This window comes from Gracilibacillus lacisalsi DSM 19029 (genome assembly GCF_000377765.1).
Taxonomy (GTDB): Bacteria; Bacillota; Bacilli; order Bacillales; family Amphibacillaceae; genus Gracilibacillus; species Gracilibacillus lacisalsi.
In genome coordinates, this window is sequence record NZ_KB898664.1 from 263,804 (window position 1) to 287,416 (window position 23,613).

Here is a 23,613-nt window from a genome sequence, read left to right on the forward strand (position 1 = left end):
CTATTCTCAATAACTAGGTAAGGAGGATAGAATAATGGACGCACAACGTGCACAAGAAATTTTGGATTCGCCTGATATGCGTAATGTAACTTATAATGGCGATAGAGTATATATTGAGCATGTCGATCAAGGAACAGGTCATTGTACCATCCACCCGATCGAAAATCCCGAACAAAAATATATGGTGACAGTGGAACAGTTGCAAGAGCAATAACAAGTAAGCACCCCAATTTATGACCTTATTCAATTGGGGTGCTGTTACATGATAATTTCTTCCACTATAAAAATTTTTAATATTTTATAAATATTTTGCAGGAAATAGCCGATTCGTATCGAATAGTATATAGTATAACGAGTAAAAATATACACTAGTGATAATTTATTCCAATATTCTGTTATGATAGTTTGAATTCAAAAGGTTATTATCTACTCGGGGGATGCGTAATGCAATGGTTTGAACCTTATCCACTCTATATCTCAATTATGGCTTTTTTTATATTTTTTTTATCAATTGTACTCTTAAAAAAGCCTAGTAATCTTGTCCGTTTATTTTTATCTATATGTTTAATGCTTTCCAGTTTATTTATGATTTCTACTGCCTTAGAATTATACATCGATGATTTTAATGCAATGCAATGGTTAAGGAATATCCAACAAATTGCATTATTTTTATGTCCAGTTTTTCTGTTTGGCTTTGCCAAAGAAATAGCTGAGCCAAATGCTATCAAGAATATAAAGTATATGATTTATTTGGGAGCACCTGCAGTGATCGGCATTTTTTTGATATTTACAAATCCTATTCATCATTGGATGAGGTCCAGTGTGACAACAGATACCATTTGGGGATTAACTGAAATTACCATAACGCCGACACCATTGGGGATTACTTTCATTGCCTATTTATTATTCTTAACTTTATTGGCGGTTTTTACTTTTATCAGAAATATGCATGACCTGCCATCACACCTCAGAAATAGTCATCTATTATCTTCTATTGCTATTTTAATTCCATTAGTCTCTTTATGTGTCTTGCCATTATTGTCTGTGAAAATTCCAGGTCAGGTTGCGCTATCATTTTCCTTGATGAGTGTCTTGCTTATTTTTATTTTCAAACGTTATGATTTTAATTCCATTTGGCCTGTTTCTCGTCATCAAATTTTAGAATCACTAGACGAAGGAATTATGTTATTTGGCCCTAATTATAACCTTTTAGAAATTAATCAAGCAGGCTATAAACTACTGAAACGGTGGATGTCATATCTTGATGAGGATATGATAATTGGGCAGAAAGTGGATCAATTATTTACGGATGAAAGGATTCTGAAAGGGGTTTATCAACATTTATCAACATCCTTTGAATGGAAGGTAGAATTAGCAGGAAAATATATTTATCTGCAGGTTAACATTGTTCCAATTGGATATTATGGTCGTGATATCATGCTTGTTGTGTTAACTGATATTACGGAGAAGAAATTAATAGAAAATCGGTTGTACACATTAGCTCACTATGATTCATTGACCAATATATGTAATCGGCATTCCTTTATTGAAAAATACAATGCAATGGCGGAACATAAAAAATTTCCTATTTCCTTTTTAATACTAGACATCGATCATTTTAAACAATTTAATGATCAGTATGGTCATATCGTTGGGGATCAGGTATTAAAGGAATTTGCCGTTGCTTTAACTGAATTTTTTAAACCTGCAAAAAATTACAGTATTGTTGGAAGGATCGGAGGAGAAGAGTTTGGCGTATTATTACATAAGGATGCTGCGCAGGCTGGTGAACAAGCAAATCTCTTTCAGCAAAATCTGACAGAACATTCAATTAGTATAAATGGGGAAAAGCAAGAGAAAATTACGGTCAGTATCGGATTAACCACAACTAATGAACCAATTAGTTTTGAACAAATGTATAAGGAAGCAGATAAAGCATTGTACCAAGCAAAAAGAGCCGGGAGAGATCGGGTGGAAATGATTAACGCTTAAGGAGGTTTTATTAATGGCAGATATTAGTCACATTATGGAATGGACATTTTATGATGAAGTGAGTGTGCCTAATGACATACACAATCTTCTTGTTGATGGTGAAATGGCCCATACTGCATATAAAACGGTTCGTGACATAGCAGTTATAACAAATAAACGGTTCATCATTGCAGATCGGCAAGGGATAACCGGAAAAAAGGTGGAAATATACACCATTCCATTTAAATCAATCGACATGTATTCAACAGAAAATGGTGGAAAATTAGATTTAAACGCTGAGATTGAATTGTGGACTAGATCTGGCCATTTTAAATTAAATCTTAATAAAAAAGTTGATATTCGAAAGTTAGACAAGATTATTGCCGAACATATCTTATAGTCACAAAAATGACTTTTTACGACACATTAAAGGAATGGTTAAGTCGTAATTTGCGGTTTCCCGGGCAATATTTACAGGCACCGAGTAATATTTCTTCGGTGCCCAATTCCATCACTTATTTATCATCGTACTAATCGTTGTAACATCCGAGTTAAAGTCTTACTTTAATTTATTTGCGATCATCTCTTTGTCTTCTTTAAATTTATGGTGTGTCTGGTTAATCAATTTTTCAAATAATCCGTTTAAGTTTTCCTCGAGTGATGCAATACCAACTCCAGTGATTCCACCTTTTACACATACTTTTTCTATTAACTCATTGAGAGTAAAATGGTTTTCCGATAATAGTTTTCCAAAGCCAATAAACATTTTTTCCATTAACTGTGTTGCCTGTTCTGTAGTAACTTCTGTTCGATTGGCAGCATCTTTGATATAGTTTTCTGCTAAAAAGGCAAAAAAGGCTGGTCCGCAAGAAACGATATCTGATGCAATCCTCATAATGTTTTCCTCAATTTCTACTGGTTCTGAAAATTGTTGGCATCTTTTAATAAATAATTCTTTCCTAAAAGAATCTAATCTACTACCAAACGTTAACAGTGTGACACCTGCTAGAGCATGGTTTGTAATACTAGGTACCATTCGAGCCACCTGACAATCAACTAACGACTCAATTTCTTCCACTGACATTGCACTTGTTATCGATACTAATAGTTGCTTTTCATCAAGAATTGGTTGGATTTCTCTTAACACGTCTATCATGTCTATTGGTTTTACACATAAAAAAATCGTATCGACATGTTCAATTAATTCAAAGATGTTTTCCTTTACATGAATCTGTGGATACTTCTTTTGGAGTGCATATGCTTTTTCTGCTGTACGATTAGAGACATAAAGACTTTCCTGATCAATGACGTTCGATTCAAGAAAGGCAGTTACTAAAACTGCGCCCATATTACCGGTTCCAATTATACCCCATTTCATTTCATCTCGCCTCCTGGATAATTTCTAACACTATCCTATGAACAACTTTACTATTCTATGATAAAGGAATGATAAACATGTCTTGGATATTTAAAAATTGGTATTTAGTTTTAGTAGTTGGAGCAGTTTTGCTTTGGTTATTAATTGATCCATCGATTGATGAAGAAGACGAGTTAACAGATCAAATGAAGGAGGAGCATAATGTTGAACTGCAGGAAGAAGAGGATCAAAGTGGTGCAACAGAATATAAAATTGATCTGAAAGGTGAAATAAAACGCCCTGGAGTATATCAAGTTAGTGAAAATGATCGTGTCGAAGATGTAATTCAATTAGCAGGTGGTTTTACTAACAAAGCAGATAAACAAATGATTAACCTTGCAGAACGAGTTTATGATGAAATGGTAATATATGTACCATCGACAGATGAAAATCTTGAAAAAACACAACAAGTCCTAGATACAGGCAGTGACGATCAAAAGATAAAAGTGAACATCGCATCGGTAGAAGAAATGCAAACTATCCCAGGAATAGGTGAAGTAAAAGCAAATGCAATTGTGGAATACAGAGATACTTATGGGCGTTTTGAAAAATTGGAGGACTTAACGAAAGTTTCCGGAATTGGTGATAAAACAGTCGAAAAACTAGAGGAATACGTTAGAATTCCATAATGTTATTGACGCTTTCTTATTGGACAAGTACACTTTTAATATGTGAGAAAAAGAAAGGGTGTTTTAAGTGGAAAGAATTTCTTGGCATCAATATTTCATGGCTCAAAGTCATTTGTTAGCATTACGTAGTACTTGTCAGCGTTTAATGGTAGGTGCGACCATTGTAAGGGACAAGCGTATTATTGCTGGCGGATATAATGGCAGTGTTTCTGGGAGTGTACATTGTATTGACGAAGGGTGCTATGTGATTGATGGACATTGTGTACGAACCATTCACGCAGAAATGAATGCTTTACTACAATGTGCTAAATTTGGTGCTTCTACAGAAAATGCGGAAATCTATGTAACACATTTTCCATGTTTGAATTGTTGTAAAGCAATTATTCAAAGCGGGATAAAAACCGTTTATTACGCTGAAGATTATAAGAATCATCCGTATGCAGTGGAATTATTTGAAGAAGCTGGAGTCCATGTTGAAAAAGTAGAATTAGATCAGCACTATATAGCATTGAAACCATAATGGCTTGGTAAGGTAAGGGAGGTGATGGTTGCTTGTATCAAAAATTACATTGGTTTGTTTTATTATATGCCATGAGCTTTGTACTGAAAGATGTGAGTGTTCAATGGTTTTTAATAATTTTAACTGTTATCATGATTTTTTTTATATACATCCATCGATTTTCTAAACTCTTTATTACCTCTCTAATCGCTTTTAGCCTTTTTTCTTTTTATCATATTCCTTCCTTAAATCTAGATGATCCCGAAGAAGTCTCAAGTGCCTATGTCCAAGGAAATATTCAATCTCAAGTAGAACAAAACAGTCAATTTCTTCGCTTTACCCTTCAAGCTTCTGATGATTCTCTTATCCAAGTATATTCTTTTCCTGAAACAGATTTTCGAGACAATTTATCCTCATTTCGCACCGGTGCTACTTGTGTCTTGTACGGCACTTTTCAGAATATTTCGTTTGCTCGTAATCCAGGGCAATTTTATTACAAAGAATACTTGGCTTCCCAAGGTATTGAGAAACAATTTGTGATCGAATCGTTAGACAAAAGTAAATGTGAAGGACAGTCATCCTGGCAAAAGATATATAATCTTCGTCAACAAGTATTAGCTCATATCGAGCATCATGTGAGTTCTTTTACATATGCTTGGTTCGCAGCTCTCTTATTTGGAGAGCGTGAACATTTAGAAGATGATGTAGTAAACGTATTTCAAAATTGGAATCTTAGCCATTTACTAGCTATCTCTGGTCTACATGTCGGCTTAATTCTGACTATCGTTTACTTTTTACTATTATTTGTCTTCCGGATCACGATTGAAAAAGCACAATTTTTAATCGCTTGTTTATTGTTCTTCTATCCCGCTATGGGAGGAGGATCACCTTCTGTTTGGCGTGCCAGTCTGTTAGCGATTGTTATCATTGCACTTTCTAAGTTACCAGTTCGATTTGCTATAACCGATATGTTGAGTATTGTTTTTATCATAATGGTGATATTGGATCCATTCATCATTTATTCGATAGCTTTTCAATTTAGTTTTATTGTAACGTTTGGGATCATATTATCAAGAAAATTATTAAATGTTGGTAATTTATGGGTAGTGCTTCGAATATCCCTAATAAGTATGCTTATTATCTTACCTATTCAGTTGTATCATTTTTACCAATTTCAACCATTGTCTGTCTTTGTAAATGTTATTGTCATTCCTTATTTTACAGTAGTAGTATTACCGATTTTATTTATAATACTACTTGCTTCATTTTTACCGGTCGTTTTAGTGATATTAGATTACATTTTTATACACATCCATACAGCGGTAATTGCCACTGTGACAGCAATTGATCATTGGATGCCGGCGCCTTGGTTGACGGGAGAATTCCCAATTAATTTATTTCTTCCTTTTTATACAGTTCTATGGTTATTTTTAAACTGTTTAGAAAAGAAACAATTGCGAAAATCGCTTCAATATGGTTCGTTATTAGTGATGCTACTAATCATGATAAATCTCAAGCCATACCTGGATCACCATGGGTATATTACGATGTTAGACATCGGTCAGGGAGATGCAATTATTGTAGAATTACCCTACAGAAAAGGAGTTTTTATATTGGATGCTGGTGGGAAGATGACAGCAGATTATTCCGAAATATCGTCTGAAACATTTGATCAGGTAATCGATCCATTTCTGAAATCTAAGGGAATTAATAAAATTGATGCGATTATATTGTCACATGCTGATCATGATCATATTGGCAGTGTACCATATATTCTAGCCGGCTATCCTGTTGACTATGTAATCACAAGTCCTTATTTTGATGAAAAGATAATCGAACAATATAACCGTATTGTGCCGGAAATTCAATTTGTTAATGTGAAGGCAGGGGATACGTTCGAACTGAACGAGCAACCATTTGAAGTTCATTATCCCATTCGAGAGCAAACAGATAAAAATGAAAACTCACTAGTGCTAAGTAGCATATTTGGTAAGGACAGATGGTTATTTACGGGTGATTTAGGAGAAGAGGGAGAAACAGCAATAGTAAATGCATATCCAGAATTAAAAGCAGATATATTAAAAGTTGCCCATCATGGCAGTAATACATCAAGTTCTACGCCTTTTTTAGAAGCGGTAGAAGCAAATGTAGCATTAATATCAGTTGGTGAAAATAATCGTTACGGTCATCCACATCAAGAAGTATTAGATAATTTAGAAAAATTTAATATAAAAGTGATGAGAACCGACCAATCTGGTGCCTTAATCTATAAATTCTCGGAAGAAAGAGGAACAGTTTTTCCTTATTTACCATAATATACAGTAGCAAAGAAAAAACGAGACTAAAAAGTTAGCCTCGTTCCTTTTATGAACCGATTGCATCGAAAATAACTCCAATAAAGAAAATAATCATAAAGAATACAAATGAGAAAACAAACCCAAATCCAGCATCAAAAATGTCATGTCGTTTAGACTGAACATCCTTTTCAAATTCATTCATTGTTATTACCTCCTTAAAATATCAAGTAGAAGTGAATTGCCATACTCCTGTCTGAATGTAACATCAATGATTATCTGTTAGCATTACTTAAATTTTTTCATCCATATCTCAGGATTCCCTAACTTAGCAAGAGTTAACACCTATATATTTTGGGGTATCAGGTCAATCTATATATAAGAAAATATCGCAGCTTGATTAGATACCTAGGGCTAATGAAGTTGCGTTGATATAGATTGCAGAGGGAAGGATGAAAATGCCTCCCTCTTTTTTATTAATATGTATGATATAGGTTTTTACATTCACACTTCTTTTCAACAGTTAAATCTTATTATACAATAAAACATATTCCGTTTTTTTTCAACTTTTTATCGTGTTTGACACAATTTTTTTAGAAATAAGTTACATATTTTGGAGATGAGTGAATGAGTTATTTGACATGTATCGAAGAAATGAAGAAAGGAAAAATCGCTCCTGTTTATTATTTTCATGGAACTGAAACCTATATGATTGAAGCGTTAAAGCAGGCGTTAATTTCAAATGGTGTGGAACAAGAGGAACAGGACACGAATTTATCTATATATGACCTGGAAGAAATTTCGATTCAGGAAGTAGTGACAGATGCAGAAACATTCCCTTTCCTAGGGGAAAGAAAAATAATCATTGCTACAAATGCAGATTTTTTAAAGGCAAAACCGGCTAAATCAGAAATCGAGCATCAGCCTGAAGTATTAATTGATTATATACAAAATCCTGCACCATATTCTGTTTTAGTAATAATCGCCCCTTATGAGAAGGTGGACGAGCGGAAAAAGGTTGTTAAACAACTTAAGAAAGCCGCCAAAACTGTTGCGTGCGATCCGTTAAAGGAATGGAATATACAAGAGGTGATCGGCACCATTGCAAAAGAGCATGGTGTATCCATATCTGACGAAGTGATGACATATTTTGTTAACGAAATTGGAACTAACTTGATGATTATCCATTCTGAAATGGAAAAGATTGCCTTATATGTAGGAGAAGGAAATGCAATCAGACTAGAAGATGCGGAATTATTATTATCGAGTCAAGAGAACAGTTCAGCCTTGAAATTAATGGATGCTATCATGGCAAACGATTTGGCGAAAGCTATTGATATCACGAAAGATTTAGAAAAGATGAACGAGGATCCAATTGCATTGGTTGCACTTGTGGCGTCACAATTCAGGACGTTGCTGCATGTGAAAATATTGAAGCAAAAAGGCTATACGCAACAGCAAATGGCAAGTCAACTCAAAATTCATCCATATGTTGCGAAGTTATCGATTCAGCGCCAAAGTAAATTTCAGACTAAAGAATTGAAAGAAGCGATTGACCTCCTAACCGAAACGGATGCCCAAATAAAATCCGGTCAAATGGATAAATCACTAGCCTTTGAATTGTTACTATACCGTTTAATTTCCAAAAGGAAGATTGTATCTTAAGAAGGTTGTTGATTCCAAGAAAAACAAACTACGAAGTAATGAAACAGGTCTTCCTTCCGGGGATATCCCTTTCTCTTCCATGGATATCTCCTTCCCTTCCCTGGATATAGTCGTTTATCCCCGGAAGGGAAGACTTTTTCTCCGGAACAGAACGGCGCTTCCGGGGATATCTCTTTTCTATATTTACGTTACTTCACTTCACATTTTATGGATAGTGTACTCAATCTTTTCTGATAAAAAAACCACAACAGTTTGCTCTGTTGTGGTTTTTTATTATGCGCTTAGTCCGTTTACTTTCTGTGCTAAGCGAGATTTTTGACGGTTACCTTTGTTTTGGTGGATAAGTCCTTTTTGTACGGCTTTGTCAATTTTCTTCACTGCAGTTGCAAGTGCAGCCTTTGCATTTTCAACATCATTGCTTGCTACTAATGCTTCCACTTTCTTAATATGTGAACGCATATCTGCTTTAACGGTTTGATTTTGTTGACGGTGATCATCATTCACACGAACACGTTTAATTGCTGATTTAATATTAGCCAATGTCTTCACCTCCATCTTGCTTCTTACCCTATCTTAAGTTAGGTCAAATGATATTCTACCAAAGCTTTAACAAGTTTTCAATAAAAATTGTTGTTACAAAGGAATATTCCTCCGTGTATCTTTTCGAACTACTCGGTAAAACTATACAAAAATCCATGAGGAGGTTTGTTTGTGAAAGATCAATCATTCGAAGTAAGAACAGATCTAGCGGTAGAAGCAAAAGATATGTATGTTGAGAAAGAAGAAAAAAAAGAACAACAAATACCAGGAGTAACCATAAGCGAGAAGAAAATTGGAAATATAGAAGTAACAAACGTTGAAGTCGACGGGAAAGGTGCAGATGCGATAGGGAAGAATCCAGGTTCCTACCATACGATTTATTCTAATGCAATAAAACAACAAGATACAAAATCCCAAGAAGAAACAGCAAAAGTAGTAACGAAACAATTACTTGAATTAATGGATAAAAATGATGTTGCAAAAGATGCTTCCGGATTAATCGTAGGTTTAGGAAATCGTAACGTAACACCTGATGCATTAGGTCCGCTGGCAATGGATAAAGTACTTGTCACGAATCATTTATTTGTTCACGAACCGCAATATGTACAAGATGGCTATCGTAAAGTAGCGACTATTAGCCCAGGCGTAATGGGAGTTACCGGCATTGAAACGAGCGATATTATTAAAGGTGTCATCGAGAAATATAAACCGGGCTTTGTTATTGCTATCGATGCTCTTGCATCTCGTTCTATTAAGAGAGTGAATGCAACGATACAATTATCAGATTCAGGTATCCACCCTGGATCAGGAGTTGGCAATAAACGAAAAGAGTTAAGTAAAAAGACGTTAGGTGTACCTGTCTTTGCTATTGGTGTGCCAACTGTAGTTGATGCGGTTACCATTACAAGCGATGCCATTGATTATGTGTTAAAACATATTGGTAAAGAGTGGCGAGAAAAAGACAAACCTTCTAAATCGCTGACTCCAGCAGGATTAAATTTTGGTGAGCGCTCTCTATCTGATGAAGACTTACCTCCTATAGAAAAAAGAGAAAAAATATTTGGCATGATTGGTGCACTAGATGAACAAGAGAAGCGTTCATTAATGCAAGAAGTGCTGACTCCTCTAGGACATAATTTAATGGTAACTCCTAAGGAAATAGATGGATATATAAAGGATATGGCTCATCTATTGGCAGAAGCATTGAATGCAGCAATGCATGAAAATGTTAATGTTAAAAATTTTGCTAATTATACAAGGTAAAATTAGGTTCTACTTTCTATCGAATCATCATAGTATCTACTAGATGTGATAGAGGAGATAGAAAGGAGACCGAGTATGCGCCGTCCTAACCGAACACAAAAAAAACGGTTGTTTTTATTTTCAAAACATAAATTATTAATCATTATATCGGGATTTGTTGCCGCATTTTTTGCGATGTTTATTTTAGTAGGTATGTTAACAAGTATTGATCCGAATTATCGCGTTGCTTCTAACACAGTTAAGAAATGGACGAACAATGTAACGGAAGTCCATTTCTTATCTTTAATGATGATGGAAAATCGCATCTTTAAAGAAGCTCTTCCAGAAGACCAAACACCGATTGATATGTGGAAAGTAGTGTTTGAATTAGGGACGAATGTCAGAATGCATGATGTCAGAAGTTTATTAGGAAGAGAACTTCCTGGATTTGAAATGTACGATCGGGAAATCTTAATTGCAGGTGAAGGAACCGATTATACGAACTTAACGGTAGAATCAACACCGCCACTAGATATCGTTTTAGAGGAAAGAGAAGCGACAACACCTGAGGAAAAAGATGAGGAAAAACCTGTTGAGGAACAAGAAAAAACAACAGGTGACAAGGATGTTGTTTATATCTATAACACACATAATCGTGAATCGTTTTTACCTTATTTGCCTGATACAGATGAGCCCAATGATGCCTTTCATCATGAAGTGAATATCACTAAAGTCAGTGAACAGCTTGCAAAAGATTTAAAGCGTCATGGTATAGGTGCAGAAGTGGATGAGACCGATATTGGTGCTATTTTAAATGAAAAAGGATGGGATTATTCTTCGGATTCTTATACAGCTTCTAAAGAAGTAGTCGAAGCAGCGCTAACTGACAATAGAGAAGTTAACTTTGTGTTTGATTTGCACCGTGATAGTATCCGTAAAGATTTAACAACCATTGAGATTGACGGAAAATCTTATGCCAAGATTATGTTTGTAATAGGTGGAGATAATCCAAATTATGAAAAGAATTATGCTTTAGCAGAGAAACTACATGCTTTATTGGATGAAAAATATTATGGCTTAAGTCGAGGGGTAGAGATGTATGGTGGTGCAGGCAGAAATGGTGTTTATAATCAAGATGTCTCTGAAAATGCTTTGACGATAGAAGTTGGCGGGGTCGATAACACAATGGAAGAGTTGTATAACACCACAGAAGTTTTTGCAGAAATATTCAGTGAATATTATTGGGATGCAGAAAGTGTTTCGGGATCGAATGAGGAGGATGAATAAGGTGAAGTACTTCTTTTATCTATTGTTGTTGACACTAGTTTTTTCGTTAGGGATGTACATTGGTATTGATCGGTCAGAAGGTCGTGAAGCAGTCAGTTATCCTCAAGAAGAGGTGATTAATGAACCTGTAGAAGAGGAGGAGGTTGAGGTAGTAGATAGAGATAAAATTATTGAAGAAGTAGAAAGAGACGTACAGGTAAATGAGAAAGCTGAACCTACCTTTTTACACTCGGCAGCTGGAGAAGGGGAAAAAATCGTCAAAGTTATTTTCGATCAAATTGTCGATGTTACCTACACAGTAGTGGATGGCATTTTTTAATGGGTCTAACAACTGAACTGTTCAAATGATAAATAGCGGAACTTATCATGGTGTTAGCGTCTGTTATTCCCGATTTAGATCCTTGTGTTACTTGAGGGTATTACAGATGAATAGCTCCATGATAAATTCTTATCGGATATTTCTGTTGAACATCCACGTTTTCACTGCTATAATCAATGCTAGTATTGTGGTCGAACATAGGAGTTGAATGACATTGACGAACATTAGAAATCAAAGCAAAGTACGTAATTTTTCCATAATTGCACATATTGATCACGGAAAATCAACGTTAGCTGACAGAATCTTGGAAAAAACAAAAGCATTGACGTCTCGTGAGATGAAAGAACAATTTTTAGATGCGATGGATTTAGAACGTGAACGCGGAATTACCATTAAACTAAATGCTGTTCAATTGAAATATGATCGCGGTGGTGGGGATGAATACCTTTTTCACTTGATTGATACACCAGGGCATGTCGATTTTACATATGAAGTATCAAGAAGCCTTGCAGCTTGTGAAGGTGCGATATTAGTGGTGGATGCTGCACAAGGCATTGAAGCACAAACATTGGCGAATGTTTACTTAGCACTAGATAACGATTTGGAAATAATCCCGGTTATTAATAAAATTGATTTGCCAAGTGCTGATCCTGAACGTGTAAAACAAGAAATTACAGATGTGATTGGGATTGATGGTGATGAAGCTATTCTAGCTAGTGCGAAGTCAGGTATAGGTATCGATGAAATACTTGACCAAATTGTCGAAAAAATTCCTGCCCCAGAAGGTAATCCTGATGAGCCACTAAAAGCACTAATATTTGATTCTTTATATGATCCATATCGAGGTGTTATTGCATATATTTGTGTGAAAGAAGGATCAGTTAAAGTAGGAGATAAAATTAAGATGATGGCAACGGGTAAAGAATTTGAGGTCAATGAAGTTGGAGTATTTAATCCGAAGCCAGTCCAACAAGATCAACTAACAGTAGGAGATGTAGGGTACTTAACCGCATCAATTAAAAATGTAGGAGATTCTCGTGTTGGGGATACGATTACATTGGCAAACAATCCAGCACCTGAGCCATTACCAGGTTATCGTCGACTAAATCCAATGGTATTCTGTGGTCTTTACCCGGTTGATGCAGATAAATATAATGATTTACGAGAAGCTCTTGAACGTTTGGAGTTAAATGACTCTTCCTTGCAATATGAAGCAGAGACTTCGCAAGCATTAGGTTTTGGATTCCGTTGTGGCTTCTTAGGACTACTACATATGGAAATTATCCAAGAACGTATTGAGCGTGAGTTTGGTATAGATTTAATTACAACAGCTCCAAGTGTTATTTATAAGGTTGTAAAGACTGACGGGGAAGAAGTTGATATTGATAATCCTTCATTTATGCCGGATAATCAATCGGTACAAGAAGTTCAAGAACCATATGTTCGAGCGACGATTATGGTACCTAACGACTTTGTCGGACCAGTGATGGAAATCTGCCAGAAAAAACGTGGTGAATTTCAGGATATGCAATACTTAGATGATAATCGTGTCAATGTTGTCTATGAAATTCCATTGTCTGAGATTGTCTATGACTTTTTTGATCAATTAAAGTCACAGACGAAAGGGTATGCATCATTTGATTATGAAATGGTAGGGTATAAAGTATCAGACTTGGTGAAAATGGATATTTTACTAAATGGTGATACTATCGATGCGTTGTCTTTTATTGTACATCGTGATTTTGCTTTTGAACGTGGCAAGCAAATCGCTGATAAATTAAAGACGTTAATACCTAGGCAACAGTTCGAGGTCCCGATCCAAGCGGCAATTGGTAATAAGATAGTCGCAAGAACAAATATTAAGGCAATGCGTAAAAACGTGTTAAGTAAATGTTACGGTGGGGATATATCCCGTAAGCGGAAGCTTCTAGAGAAACAAAAAGAAGGTAAGAAACGAATGAAAATGGTTGGTTCTGTCGAAGTTCCTCAGGAAGCCTTTATGGCCGTACTTAAAATGGATGATGATTAGACAAATGTTAAACCCTTGTCAATTGGCAAGGGTTTTTACCGTACGTGGAAGGGGGAGAAAGCATGGTATCGTCTGTATATATTCACATTCCGTTTTGCGAAAAGATTTGCCATTATTGTGATTTTACCAAGTTCTTTTACGAAGAAAAGATGGCAGATGATTATTTAATTGCATTAGAGAATGAGATAAAAACGAATATACAAGAATCAAAAAAGAAAATGAAAACTATTTTTGTTGGTGGAGGAACACCAACGGCATTGAATAACCGTCAATTAACGAAATTGGTGAAAATGATTGATTTTTATTTTGATGTTGCCAGTGTAGAAGAATATTCATTTGAAGCAAATCCTGGTGATTTAACGGAAGATAAAATACGTATTTTAAAAGACCATGGAGTTAATCGGATTTCGATGGGTGTCCAAGTGTTTGATGACGAGATGTTGGAACAGTTAGGGAGACTGCACCGTGTGAAAGATGTTTATCAGAATGTGAATGACTTGATAAAGGTAGGCATCGACAATATTAGTATCGATTTAATGTATAGTCTGCCAAACCAGACGATAGAACATTTTGAGAAAACGTTGGATGAGGCACTACAGTTTGATCTGCCTCATTACTCTGCTTATTCATTACAGATTGAGCCGAAAACCATCTTTTATCAGCGATATAAGAAGGGAACGCTAACTAAACCTCCAGAAGAAATAGAAGCGGATATGTATGAGTTACTGCGTAGAGAAATGAGGAATAAGGGGATCAAGCAATATGAAATCAGTAACTTTGCCAAACCTGGTTTTGAGAGCAAACATAATTTAACTTATTGGAACAATGATTACTATTATGGATTTGGTGCTGGTTCACACGGGTATTTACCAGGTGAAAGGATTATTAATATCCGTCCATTTCCGACATATGTGGAGGCAGCTAATGAAACAGGAAAACCAGTTCTTCATGTAGAAAAAATCGGGAAAAAGGAACAAATCGAAGAGGAGATGTTCCTAGGTTTAAGGAAAAGTGAAGGAGTATCGATTCCAAAATTCGAGGAAAAATACCAAGTAAATATAGAAGAAGTGTATGGTAATGAATTAGCTCAGCTTGAGGAAAAAGGATGGATTAATCGTAATACTACGTTTATTAAATTAACCGAAGAAGGAAAGCCATTTGGTAATGAGGTATTCCAATCCTTTTTATTGGACAGAGATATTTATTAGAGGTCAAATTAAATATGAGTTTCCTGATTGACATTTTTAGTGGTATTTGATAATTTATTATTAGATTTAGCACTCAAGGTTTCAGAGTGCTAACAGAGGTGATCATCGATGCTTACAGAGAGACAGATACAAGTTTTGCAGGTTATTATTGATGAGTTCATCCAGACGGCACAACCGATTGGATCAAGGGCTATCGCAAAGAAGGAAGACATTTCCTTTAGTCCTGCCACGATTCGAAATGAAATGGCAGACTTAGAGGAGTTAGGTTTTATTGAAAAGACCCATACTTCCTCTGGACGTGTACCATCCGAGAAAGGATACCGTTTTTATGTAGATAACTTAATGTCACCATTTCGTTTATCGAATCAGGATATGGGTATGATACAACGTACATTTGAACGGGAAATGATCGAATTCGAAAAGGTTGTACAAAAATCAGCACGTGTTTTATCAGATTTAACGAATTATACTTCGATCATTTTAGGGCCGGAAGTTTTTGAAACAACATTAAAGCAAATCCAAATTATCAGTTTATCTGAACATACAGCAGTTGCCATATTGGTCACTAATACAGGACATGTGGAACATCGCTATTTCAATGTACCAACAACAATGCAAACTGTAGATTTAGAGAAACTGGTGAATATTTTAAATGATCGCTTGGTTGGTGTGCCGATTGTACATCTGCAACAGAAGCTGTATGGCGAAGTAGCCCAAATGTTGCAACGTTATAGTTCCGATTTTGAAGCAACTTATGCCTATTTGAAAGAAGCCTTATTAGAGAAACAACCTGTAAAACTTTACATGGATGGAAAAACCAATATCATGTTACAGCCAGAATTCCATGACATTGACAAGATTCAATCTCTTTATTCCGTGATGGAAAAAGAAGATCAAATTGCGCATCTGCTCAGAACGTCTGGTAAAGGAATTAAAGTGTCGATTGGACAGGAAAATGAATTGGCTGCAATGCAGGACTGTAGCCTGATTACCGCAACATACTCGTTAGGTGATGAACAGCTCGGAACGATTGCGTTGCTTGGACCGACAAGAATGGAATATTCAAGAGTTGTATCCATATTGAATGTTTTATCAAGCAGATTAAGCCAAAAATTCAATTCGTGGTACTAATACGAGAAGGGTATGGTGCAATCCCGTACTCTTTTCTCGTGTGTGTATAAAATTTGATTATTTAGTAAAAATGTGTTTTGCTATACAATGGCTTTATTTTAGGAGGTGACAGGGATGGAAGAAAAAGACGTACAACAACAAGAACAAGAAGATGTGAAAGAAGAAGTAGTTGAAGATGCTGAACAAGAGCTTGTCACAGAAGAGGAATCAGCAGAATCTGAAGAAGTAACAGTAAGTAATGAAGAATTTGAAAAATTGCAACAAGAGAAAAATGAGTTGCAAGAGCGACTTCTTCGTGTGCAAGCAGAATATGATAACTTTAGAAAACGGACCAAGAAAGAAAAAGAAGCAGACTTAAAATACAAATCACAATCGGTAGTAACTGAACTATTACCGGTTTTAGATAATTTCGAGCGAGCACTTCAAGTAGAAATTGAAGATAAAGCAGCAAAAGGTGTTGTCGAAGGTCTAGAAATGGTCTACCGACAATTGAAGACAGTATTGGAAAACGAAGGTGTAACGGAGATTGAAACAGATGGTCAAACTTTTGATCCGAATATACACCAAGCAGTAATGCAAGTAGAAGAAGAAGGTTATGCATCAAACCAAATTGTTGAGACGATGCAAAAAGGGTACCAATTAAAGGACCGCGTAATCAGACCAGCAATGGTGAAAGTTAATCAGTAATTACATACGTTGTGAAGGAGGATGTTGAAAATGGGAAAAATTATTGGTATTGACTTAGGTACAACTAACTCATGTGTAGCTGTAATGGAAGGTGGCGAATCAAAGGTTATTCCAAACCCTGAAGGTAACCGTACAACCCCTTCTGTTGTTTCATTCAAAAATGGAGAACGTCAAATTGGGGAAGTAGCAAAGCGTCAAGCTATTACCAACCCAAACACAATTCAATCGATTAAACGTCATATGGGGACAGATTATAAAGTAGAGATTGAAGGGAAAGAATATACACCTCAAGAAATTTCTGCAATTATTTTACAACATTTAAAATCATATGCAGAAGATTATTTAGGTGATACAGTAGACAAAGCAGTTATCACTGTTCCAGCTTACTTTAATGATGCTGAGCGTCAAGCAACAAAAGATGCTGGTAAAATCGCCGGCCTTGAAGTAGAACGTATTATTAACGAGCCTACTGCAGCGGCCTTAGCGTATGGTATTGATAAAGCTGAAGAAGATCAAACAGTACTTGTATATGACCTTGGTGGTGGTACTTTTGATGTGTCTATCTTAGACATTGGCGAAGGTACATTTGAAGTAGTTTCCACAGCCGGAGATAACCGTCTTGGTGGGGATGACTTTGACCAAGTATTAATTGACCACATGGTAGAAGAGTTCAAGAAAGAAAATGGTATAGATCTTTCACAAGATAAAATGGCACTTCAACGTTTGAAAGACGCTGCCGAAAAAGCAAAGAAAGATCTTTCAGGTGTAGCTCAAACACAAGTATCACTTCCATTTATTACAGCTGGAGATGCTGGTCCGTTACACTTAGAAATGAACATTACTCGCGCGAAGTTCGACGAGCTGTCTGCAGGACTTGTGGAAAAAACAATGGGGCCAACTCGTCAAGCATTAAAAGATGCTGATCTTACTGCAAGTGAAATTGATAAAGTATTGCTTGTTGGTGGTTCAACACGTATTCCAGCAGTACAAGAAGCGATTAAAAAAGAGATTGGCAAGGACCCATCTAAAGGTGTAAATCCTGATGAAGTTGTAGCACTTGGAGCGGCTATCCAAGGTGGGGTATTACAAGGCGACGTAAAAGACGTGGTATTACTCGACGTTACTCCATTATCACTAGGTATCGAAACAATGGGTGGTGTAACAACAAAACTTATCGAACGTAATACAACGATCCCAACAAGTGCACAACAAGTATTCTCAACTGCAGCGGATAATCAAACAGCTGTTGATATTCATGTATTACAAGGTGAACGTGAAATGGCACAAGATAACAAGACACTTGGTCGTTTCCAATTAACTGATATTCCACCAGCACCACGTGGAGTACCTCAAATCGAAGTATCATTCGACATTGATGCCAATGGTATCGTAAATGTTCGTGCTAAAGATTTAGGTACAAATAAAGAGCAGTCTATTACGATTAAATCTTCTTCGGGACTTTCTGATGAAGAAGTTGAAAAAATGGTACAGGAAGCAGAAGAAAATGCTGAAGAAGATAAAAAGCGTCGTGAAGAAATAGAATTGCGTAATGAAGCAGATCAATTGGTTTTCCAAACGGATAAAACGTTAAAAGATCTTGGCGACAATGTTTCTGACGAAGAAAAACAAAAAGCAGAAACAGCAAAAGATGAACTGAAAAAGGCATTAGAGGACAATGATCAGGAACAAATTAAAGCGAAAAAAGAAGCTCTAGAACAAGAAGTTCAAGCTCTTTCCATGAAGCTTTATGAGCAAGCACAACAACAAGCACAGGCTAACGGCGATGCAGCAGGTGCAGAAGAACAACAAGCAGACGATGTAGTAGATGCAGACTATGAAGAAATGGACGATGAAGATAAAAAATAAAAATAGATTTTAGATCTATGTTTGGAAAGTCAAAGTCAGTAATACATGGCTTTGGCTTTTTCCATGACATAGTCAATTCTTCAATTTTTATTCAAATTAGTGTACAACTGACGCTGCTTCATGATGCTTAGCGTCTAACAAGTATTGTTTGCTTATCTTTATCAATCAATGTTATGATAGTGTTTATGCAATAAACGAGCGGGAGTGTGATCAGTCAGTGAGTAAACGAGATTATTATGAAGTGCTTGGTGTATCCAAGGATGCTTCAAAAGAAGAAATAAAAAAAGCGTACCGTAAACTTGCAAGAAAATATCACCCAGACGTTAATCAAGAAGAAGGCACAGATCAGAAATTCAAGGAAGTAAAAGAAGCTTATGAAGTATTAGGTAATGAACAAAAAAGAGCTCAATACGACCAATTTGGTCATGCCGGTCCACAAAGTCAGGGTGGCTTTGGTGGTTTCGGAGGCGCGGAAGACTTCGGTGGCTTCGGAGATATCTTTGATATGTTCTTTGGTGGTGGTGGTCGCAGAAGAGATCCGAATGCCCCTCGCCAAGGAAACGACCTACAATATTCGATGACATTAGACTTTGAAGATGCCATTTTTGGAAAAGAGACAGATATCCACATCCCTAAAGAGGAAGACTGTACAACATGTAATGGTTCAGGGGCAAAGCCTGGCACTACCCCAGAAACTTGTAGTCATTGTAATGGTAGCGGTCAGTTAAATGTTGAGCAAAATACGCCTTTTGGTAGAGTTGTTAATAGACGTGTATGTCACCATTGTCAAGGTAGCGGTAAAATGATCAAAGATAAATGTACAACGTGTGGTGGCCAAGGTAAGGTCAAGACTCGCAAGAAAATTCATCTTAGTATTCCAGCAGGTATTGATGATGGACAGCAAATTCGCGTTGCAGGTCAAGGTGAACCTGGTGTGAACGGTGGGCCAGCTGGGGATTTATATGTTATTATTCAAGTAAAAGAACATGAATTCTATCAACGTGAAGGCGATCATATTTTCTGTGAAATGCCTATAACCTTTGCACAAGCTGCACTTGGAGATGAAATTGAGGTTCCAACCTTACATGGTAAAGTGAAACTTAAGGTTCCAGCTGGTACACAAACTGGTAAAACATTCCGCTTAAAAGGAAAAGGTGCTCCAAATGTTAGAGGATATGGCCATGGTGATCAGCATATTAAAATCCGTGTGATTACACCAACGAACTTAAGTGACCGTCAGAAGGAATTATTAAGGGAATTCAATGAAATTAGTGGAAACCAACCGACCGATGAACATGAAAATTCGTTCTTTCAACGCGTAAAGCGTGCTTTTAAGGGAGAATAAGCAATCCTTGATGAAAATTATTATAAAGTGAGTTGATCTGTGTGAAGTGGACAGAGCTGTGTATCTATACGACAAATGAAGCAATTGAACCGATCTCCAACATTATTCATGAAGCAGGTGCCAGTGGTGTTGTCATAGAAGACCGTCAGGATTTAGAGAAGGAACGTGAAAGCATTTATGGTGAGATATATGATCTGAATCCTGATGATTACCCTGAAGAAGGGGTTCGTTTAAAAGCATATCTTCCTGTTAATAGTTTCTTAGGTGAAACGGTATCTGAGATTAAGCAAGCGATTAATAATTTGCTTCTATATGATATAGATATTGGTTTAAACAAGATTACACTTAGTGAAGTAAATGAAGAAGAATGGGCAACTGCTTGGAAAAAGTATTATAAACCAGCGAAAATTTCAGAACGGGTAACGATAACACCGACTTGGGAAGATTATCAGCCTGTCTCCACAGATGAACTCATCATAGAGTTAGATCCAGGGATGGCGTTTGGTACAGGTACCCACCCGACAACTGTACTAAGTATTCAAGCACTTGAGAGATTCATTAAAGAGGGGGACACTGTCCTTGATGTAGGATGTGGTTCAGGTGTGTTAAGTGTTGCCTCCGTATTATTAGGTGCAGAACAGGTTTTTGCCTACGACTTAGACGAAGTAGCTATTCAAAGCACCAAGTTAAACGTCAAAGTAAATAAAGTGGATAGCAAAGTCAAAGTAAAGCAGAATAATTTACTAGAAAATGTTAAGGAAGCAGCGGATATCATCGTAGCAAATATCTTGGCTGAAATCATTTTGCGTTTTGAAAATGATGCTTTTGAACGATTGAAACCAGGCGGAGTTTTTATTACTTCTGGCATTATTCAAAAGAAAAAGCAGGATGTTAAGGAAGGTTTAGTAAAAGCTGGATTTAACATTTTAGAAATCAATCAGATGGAAGATTGGATTTCAATTATTGCCCAAAAGCCTGAAGAAAGTAGGTAAAGGGATGCAACGTTATTTTATAGAAAAAGATAACTGGCAGGAAGACAAAATACAAATTGTGGCTGACGATTATCATCATGTTGTTCATGTTATGCGGATGGAAGAAGGAGATACATTGATCGCCAACCGTTATGACGGACAATCAGCCATATGTCGTATCAACGTAATTCATGAAACAGTGGTGGAAGCTACTGTTGAAGAGTGGCTTCAGGAAGAATCGGAGTCACCAATTGACATTACGATTGTACAAGGATTGCCTAAAGGGGATAAATGGGAATTAATTCTCCAGAAAGGGACTGAACTTGGGGCTACACATTTCATTCCTTTTCAAGCAGACCGTTCTGTCGTAAAATGGGATCACAAAAAACTGAAGAAAAAACTACCTAGATGGCAAAAAATTGTGAAAGAAGCGAGTGAACAATCACACCGCTCAAAAATCCCTAAAGTGGAATCGGTTGTAACATTCAAAGAATTAAAGGACATAAGTGCGTCTTATGATTGGAAATTCTTTGCTTACGAAGAGGCGACACGTGATTACAAATCATTCAAATTACATAACTACTTTTCACAAATAGAAGAGGGTCAATCCATTATAATATGCATCGGTCCAGAGGGTGGATTTAGTGAAGATGAAGCATATAGATTAAAGGATGTAGGTTTTCAGGCAATACGTCTTGGACCACGAATTTTACGAACAGAAACAGCACCTTTATACGTACTTGCAAATTTATCTTACTACTTTGAAGAAATGAGGTGAAGGAATGCCTACAGTAGCATTTCATACATTAGGCTGTAAAGTAAACCATTATGAAACAGAAGGTATATGGCAGAAATTCAAAAATGAAGGTTATGAGCGAGTAGATTTCGATCATCATGCTGATGTTTATGTTATCAATACGTGTACGGTTACCAATACAGGGGATAAAAAAAGCCGACAAGTTATTCGTCGTGCCATTCGTAGCAATCCGGAAGCAGTAGTTTGTGTAACAGGTTGCTATGCTCAAACCTCGCCAGGAGAGATTATGGAGATTCCAGGCGTTGATATAGTTGTAGGTACACAAGATCGCGGTAAGATGATTCAATATATTGAAGAACATCAAGAGCACCGCCAACCAATCAATGGTGTATCCAATATTATGAAAAATCGTGTTTTTGAAGAAATGGATGTGCCTCAATTCTCAGATCGGACACGTGCGTCACTAAAAATCCAAGAAGGATGTAATAACTTCTGTACGTTCTGTATTATCCCATGGTCTCGTGGACTATTACGCTCTAGAGAACCAGAGAATGTACTGAATCAAGCACGTCAACTGGTAGATGCGGGTTATAAAGAAATTGTTCTAACAGGTATTCATACAGCTGGATATGGAGAAGACATGAAGGATTATAACTTTGCACAGCTATTACGTGACTTAGAATCCAAAGTAGACGGTTTAAAACGAATCCGTATTTCGTCAATTGAAGCGAGTCAAATTACGGACGAAGTGATCGAGGCTTTGGATGAGTCTAAAAAAGTAGTACCACATCTTCATATTCCATTACAATCAGGTTCAGATACTGTGTTGGAAAGAATGCGTCGTAAATATACAACAGACTTCTATAAAAAACGTGTAGCCAGAATACAAAAGGCCTTACCGCATTTAGCGATAACATCAGATGTAATAGTCGGATTTCCTGGTGAAACAGAGAAAGAATTTGAGGAGACAATGAATTTTGTCAAAGAAATTGGTTACTCTGAATTACACGTGTTCCCTTTCTCTAGAAGAACTGGTACGCCTGCAGCACGGATGGACAACCAAGTAGATGATGAAGTGAAAAATCGTCGCGTTCAAGCTTTAATTGACCAATCAAATGAACAAGCATTAGCATATGCAAAAAATTATGAAAATGAAGTGGTCGAGGTTATTCCAGAGGAAACATTTGATGCTGATCAACCCAATATGTTGGTAGGTTATTCGGATAACTATTTAAAAGTAAAATTCGAAGGAACGAAAGATATGATCGGTGAGATTGTTCGCGTGAAAGTAACAAAGGCTGGTTATCCGTATAACGAAGGTCAATTTGTCCGAGTAATGGATGACGCCGCATTATCTGTTTAAACCAAAGAGGCTGGGACAAAAGAATAATTAGATAGGAAAAATCCGAACATTAAAGTCTGAGTACACATACCGCTTCGGCAAAATACTTCGCTTTCCGTAGGCGATCTTTAGCTAACTGTGTGAAGAAAAACACTTCACACAGAGGATCTTCGGCATGCGCTCCTCATGAGGATTCTGCGTATTTTGCCTACGCTTAGTTCAGATTGTTCGGATTCTCATTCTACCTATTTAGTTATGTCTCAGCCTCTTTTCTAGTAGGACAAGAAAGTATAAAATTTTGCGCAGATGTCTAGCTCCGAGCGCCCAAAAACTAGGCGACTTCACGAATCGCCCTCCGATAAGTCATCATTGGTTCGCTTTTCTCAGTGATTCCTTTATCTTAGTTGATTAGCT

General features: G+C 36.6%; 21 protein-coding genes and 1 pseudogene. 19 read left to right on the top strand and 3 right to left on the bottom strand.

Going from position 1 to position 23,613, the window contains the following annotated elements; genetic code table 11:
- Positions 1-34: 34 nt before the first annotated feature.
- The 3 genes from D569_RS0106315 to D569_RS0106325 all read left to right on the top strand — a co-directional run bounded on the left by D569_RS0106315 (position 35) and on the right by D569_RS0106325 (position 2,371).
- Positions 35-214 carry an H-type small acid-soluble spore protein gene (locus D569_RS0106315; protein WP_018931564.1) on the top strand — a complete coding sequence of 60 codons (180 nt, stop codon included), beginning with the start codon at positions 35-37 and terminating at the stop codon, positions 212-214.
- A gap of 230 nt (positions 215-444) precedes the next feature.
- Positions 445-1,992, top strand: a complete 1,548-nt coding sequence (locus tag D569_RS23600) for a sensor domain-containing diguanylate cyclase (protein ID WP_018931565.1) — start codon at positions 445-447, stop codon at positions 1,990-1,992.
- Between the two features lie 13 nt (positions 1,993-2,005).
- The gene (locus tag D569_RS0106325) at positions 2,006-2,371 is read left to right on the top strand and encodes a PH domain-containing protein (protein WP_018931566.1); all 366 of its coding nucleotides are present in this window, start codon (positions 2,006-2,008) and stop codon (positions 2,369-2,371) included.
- Positions 2,372-2,530: 159 nt separating this feature from the next.
- On the opposite strand, the gene comER is transcribed toward D569_RS0106325, so the two are convergent.
- A complete protein-coding gene (gene comER / locus D569_RS0106330) occupies positions 2,531-3,349 on the bottom strand; it encodes a late competence protein ComER (protein ID WP_018931567.1) in 819 nt (272 codons plus the stop codon).
- A 77-nt stretch (positions 3,350-3,426) separates the two neighbouring features.
- On the opposite strand from comER, the gene D569_RS0106335 reads away from it, so the two are divergent.
- The 3 genes and pseudogenes from D569_RS0106335 to D569_RS0106345 all read left to right on the top strand — a co-directional run bounded on the left by D569_RS0106335 (position 3,427) and on the right by D569_RS0106345 (position 6,831).
- A complete protein-coding gene (locus D569_RS0106335) occupies positions 3,427-4,017 on the top strand; it encodes a helix-hairpin-helix domain-containing protein (RefSeq protein ID WP_018931568.1) in 591 nt (196 codons plus the stop codon).
- A gap of 67 nt (positions 4,018-4,084) precedes the next feature.
- Positions 4,085-4,531, top strand: a pseudogene (locus D569_RS22625) (ComE operon protein 2); the annotation flags it as partial.
- Between the two features lie 38 nt (positions 4,532-4,569).
- Positions 4,570-6,831, top strand: a complete 2,262-nt coding sequence (locus D569_RS0106345; protein WP_018931570.1) for a DNA internalization-related competence protein ComEC/Rec2 — start codon at positions 4,570-4,572, stop codon at positions 6,829-6,831.
- Between the two features lie 49 nt (positions 6,832-6,880).
- Here the strand turns inward: D569_RS0106345 and D569_RS23945 are convergent, their stop codons facing one another.
- Positions 6,881-7,015 carry a YqzM family protein gene (locus D569_RS23945; RefSeq protein ID WP_018931571.1) on the bottom strand — a complete coding sequence of 45 codons (135 nt, stop codon included), beginning with the start codon at positions 7,013-7,015 and terminating at the stop codon, positions 6,881-6,883.
- A gap of 422 nt (positions 7,016-7,437) precedes the next feature.
- Between D569_RS23945 and holA the strand changes: the two genes are divergently transcribed.
- Entirely contained in the window at positions 7,438-8,475 is a 1,038-nt protein-coding gene (gene holA / locus D569_RS0106355; protein ID WP_018931572.1) for a DNA polymerase III subunit delta, read from the top strand.
- Between the two features lie 273 nt (positions 8,476-8,748).
- On the opposite strand, the gene rpsT is transcribed toward holA, so the two are convergent.
- Positions 8,749-9,015 carry a 30S ribosomal protein S20 gene (gene rpsT, locus D569_RS0106360; RefSeq protein ID WP_018931573.1) on the bottom strand — a complete coding sequence of 89 codons (267 nt, stop codon included), beginning with the start codon at positions 9,013-9,015 and terminating at the stop codon, positions 8,749-8,751.
- A 171-nt stretch (positions 9,016-9,186) separates the two neighbouring features.
- Here rpsT and gpr point away from each other — a divergent pair, with 171 nt between their 5' ends.
- The 12 genes from gpr to mtaB all read left to right on the top strand — a co-directional run bounded on the left by gpr (position 9,187) and on the right by mtaB (position 23,220).
- Positions 9,187-10,278, top strand: coding sequence for a GPR endopeptidase (gpr, locus tag D569_RS0106365; protein ID WP_018931574.1), 1,092 nt, complete (start codon positions 9,187-9,189; stop codon positions 10,276-10,278).
- Positions 10,279-10,353: 75 nt separating this feature from the next.
- Positions 10,354-11,544, top strand: coding sequence for a stage II sporulation protein P (gene spoIIP / locus D569_RS0106370; protein ID WP_018931575.1), 1,191 nt, complete (start codon positions 10,354-10,356; stop codon positions 11,542-11,544).
- Positions 11,537-11,863, top strand: coding sequence for a hypothetical protein (locus D569_RS0106375; RefSeq protein WP_018931576.1), 327 nt, complete (start codon positions 11,537-11,539; stop codon positions 11,861-11,863). The genes spoIIP and D569_RS0106375 overlap by 8 nt, the downstream gene beginning before the upstream one ends.
- Positions 11,864-12,071: 208 nt before the next feature.
- Entirely contained in the window at positions 12,072-13,892 is a 1,821-nt protein-coding gene (gene lepA / locus D569_RS0106380) for a translation elongation factor 4 (protein WP_033404674.1), read from the top strand.
- Positions 13,893-13,954: 62 nt separating this feature from the next.
- The gene (hemW, locus tag D569_RS0106385) at positions 13,955-15,100 is read left to right on the top strand and encodes a radical SAM family heme chaperone HemW (RefSeq protein WP_018931578.1); all 1,146 of its coding nucleotides are present in this window, start codon (positions 13,955-13,957) and stop codon (positions 15,098-15,100) included.
- Between the two features lie 108 nt (positions 15,101-15,208).
- Positions 15,209-16,231 carry a heat-inducible transcriptional repressor HrcA gene (gene hrcA, locus D569_RS0106390; protein ID WP_018931579.1) on the top strand — a complete coding sequence of 341 codons (1,023 nt, stop codon included), beginning with the start codon at positions 15,209-15,211 and terminating at the stop codon, positions 16,229-16,231.
- Positions 16,232-16,345: 114 nt separating this feature from the next.
- Entirely contained in the window at positions 16,346-16,918 is a 573-nt protein-coding gene (grpE, locus tag D569_RS0106395) for a nucleotide exchange factor GrpE (RefSeq protein ID WP_018931580.1), read from the top strand.
- Between the two features lie 30 nt (positions 16,919-16,948).
- Positions 16,949-18,784 (top strand): molecular chaperone DnaK, encoded by a 1,836-nt coding sequence (gene dnaK / locus D569_RS0106400; protein WP_018931581.1) that lies wholly within the window; start codon positions 16,949-16,951, stop codon positions 18,782-18,784.
- 217 nt (positions 18,785-19,001) lie between these two features.
- Positions 19,002-20,129, top strand: a complete 1,128-nt coding sequence (gene dnaJ / locus D569_RS0106405; RefSeq protein WP_018931582.1) for a molecular chaperone DnaJ — start codon at positions 19,002-19,004, stop codon at positions 20,127-20,129.
- A 41-nt stretch (positions 20,130-20,170) separates the two neighbouring features.
- Positions 20,171-21,121: a 50S ribosomal protein L11 methyltransferase gene (gene prmA, locus D569_RS0106410; protein WP_018931583.1), complete on the top strand. Its 951-nt coding sequence runs from the start codon at positions 20,171-20,173 to the stop codon at positions 21,119-21,121.
- A 4-nt stretch (positions 21,122-21,125) separates the two neighbouring features.
- Positions 21,126-21,878, top strand: coding sequence for a 16S rRNA (uracil(1498)-N(3))-methyltransferase (locus tag D569_RS0106415; protein WP_018931584.1), 753 nt, complete (start codon positions 21,126-21,128; stop codon positions 21,876-21,878).
- Positions 21,879-21,882: 4 nt separating this feature from the next.
- Complete coding sequence (mtaB, locus tag D569_RS0106420) at positions 21,883-23,220, top strand: tRNA (N(6)-L-threonylcarbamoyladenosine(37)-C(2))-methylthiotransferase MtaB (protein WP_018931585.1); 1,338 nt, start codon at positions 21,883-21,885, stop codon at positions 23,218-23,220.
- Positions 23,221-23,613 lie beyond the last annotated feature (393 nt).

Coding starts and splice junctions, on each gene's coding strand:
- comER (WP_018931567.1), bottom strand. CDS start 3,349: ATGAAATGGGGTATAATTGGAACCGGTAATATGGGCGCAGTTTTAGTA.
- D569_RS0106335 (WP_018931568.1), top strand. CDS start 3,427: ATGTCTTGGATATTTAAAAATTGGTATTTAGTTTTAGTAGTTGGAGCA.
- hrcA (WP_018931579.1), top strand. CDS start 15,209: ATGCTTACAGAGAGACAGATACAAGTTTTGCAGGTTATTATTGATGAG.
- dnaK (WP_018931581.1), top strand. CDS start 16,949: ATGGGAAAAATTATTGGTATTGACTTAGGTACAACTAACTCATGTGTA.
- D569_RS0106315 (WP_018931564.1), top strand. CDS start 35: ATGGACGCACAACGTGCACAAGAAATTTTGGATTCGCCTGATATGCGT.
- lepA (WP_033404674.1), top strand. CDS start 12,072: ATGACATTGACGAACATTAGAAATCAAAGCAAAGTACGTAATTTTTCC.
- spoIIP (WP_018931575.1), top strand. CDS start 10,354: ATGCGCCGTCCTAACCGAACACAAAAAAAACGGTTGTTTTTATTTTCA.
- grpE (WP_018931580.1), top strand. CDS start 16,346: ATGGAAGAAAAAGACGTACAACAACAAGAACAAGAAGATGTGAAAGAA.
- D569_RS23945 (WP_018931571.1), bottom strand. CDS start 7,015: ATGAATGAATTTGAAAAGGATGTTCAGTCTAAACGACATGACATTTTT.
- D569_RS0106325 (WP_018931566.1), top strand. CDS start 2,006: ATGGCAGATATTAGTCACATTATGGAATGGACATTTTATGATGAAGTG.
- holA (WP_018931572.1), top strand. CDS start 7,438: ATGAGTTATTTGACATGTATCGAAGAAATGAAGAAAGGAAAAATCGCT.
- hemW (WP_018931578.1), top strand. CDS start 13,955: ATGGTATCGTCTGTATATATTCACATTCCGTTTTGCGAAAAGATTTGC.
- D569_RS0106375 (WP_018931576.1), top strand. CDS start 11,537: ATGAATAAGGTGAAGTACTTCTTTTATCTATTGTTGTTGACACTAGTT.
- D569_RS0106415 (WP_018931584.1), top strand. CDS start 21,126: ATGCAACGTTATTTTATAGAAAAAGATAACTGGCAGGAAGACAAAATA.
- mtaB (WP_018931585.1), top strand. CDS start 21,883: ATGCCTACAGTAGCATTTCATACATTAGGCTGTAAAGTAAACCATTAT.
- D569_RS23600 (WP_018931565.1), top strand. CDS start 445: ATGCAATGGTTTGAACCTTATCCACTCTATATCTCAATTATGGCTTTT.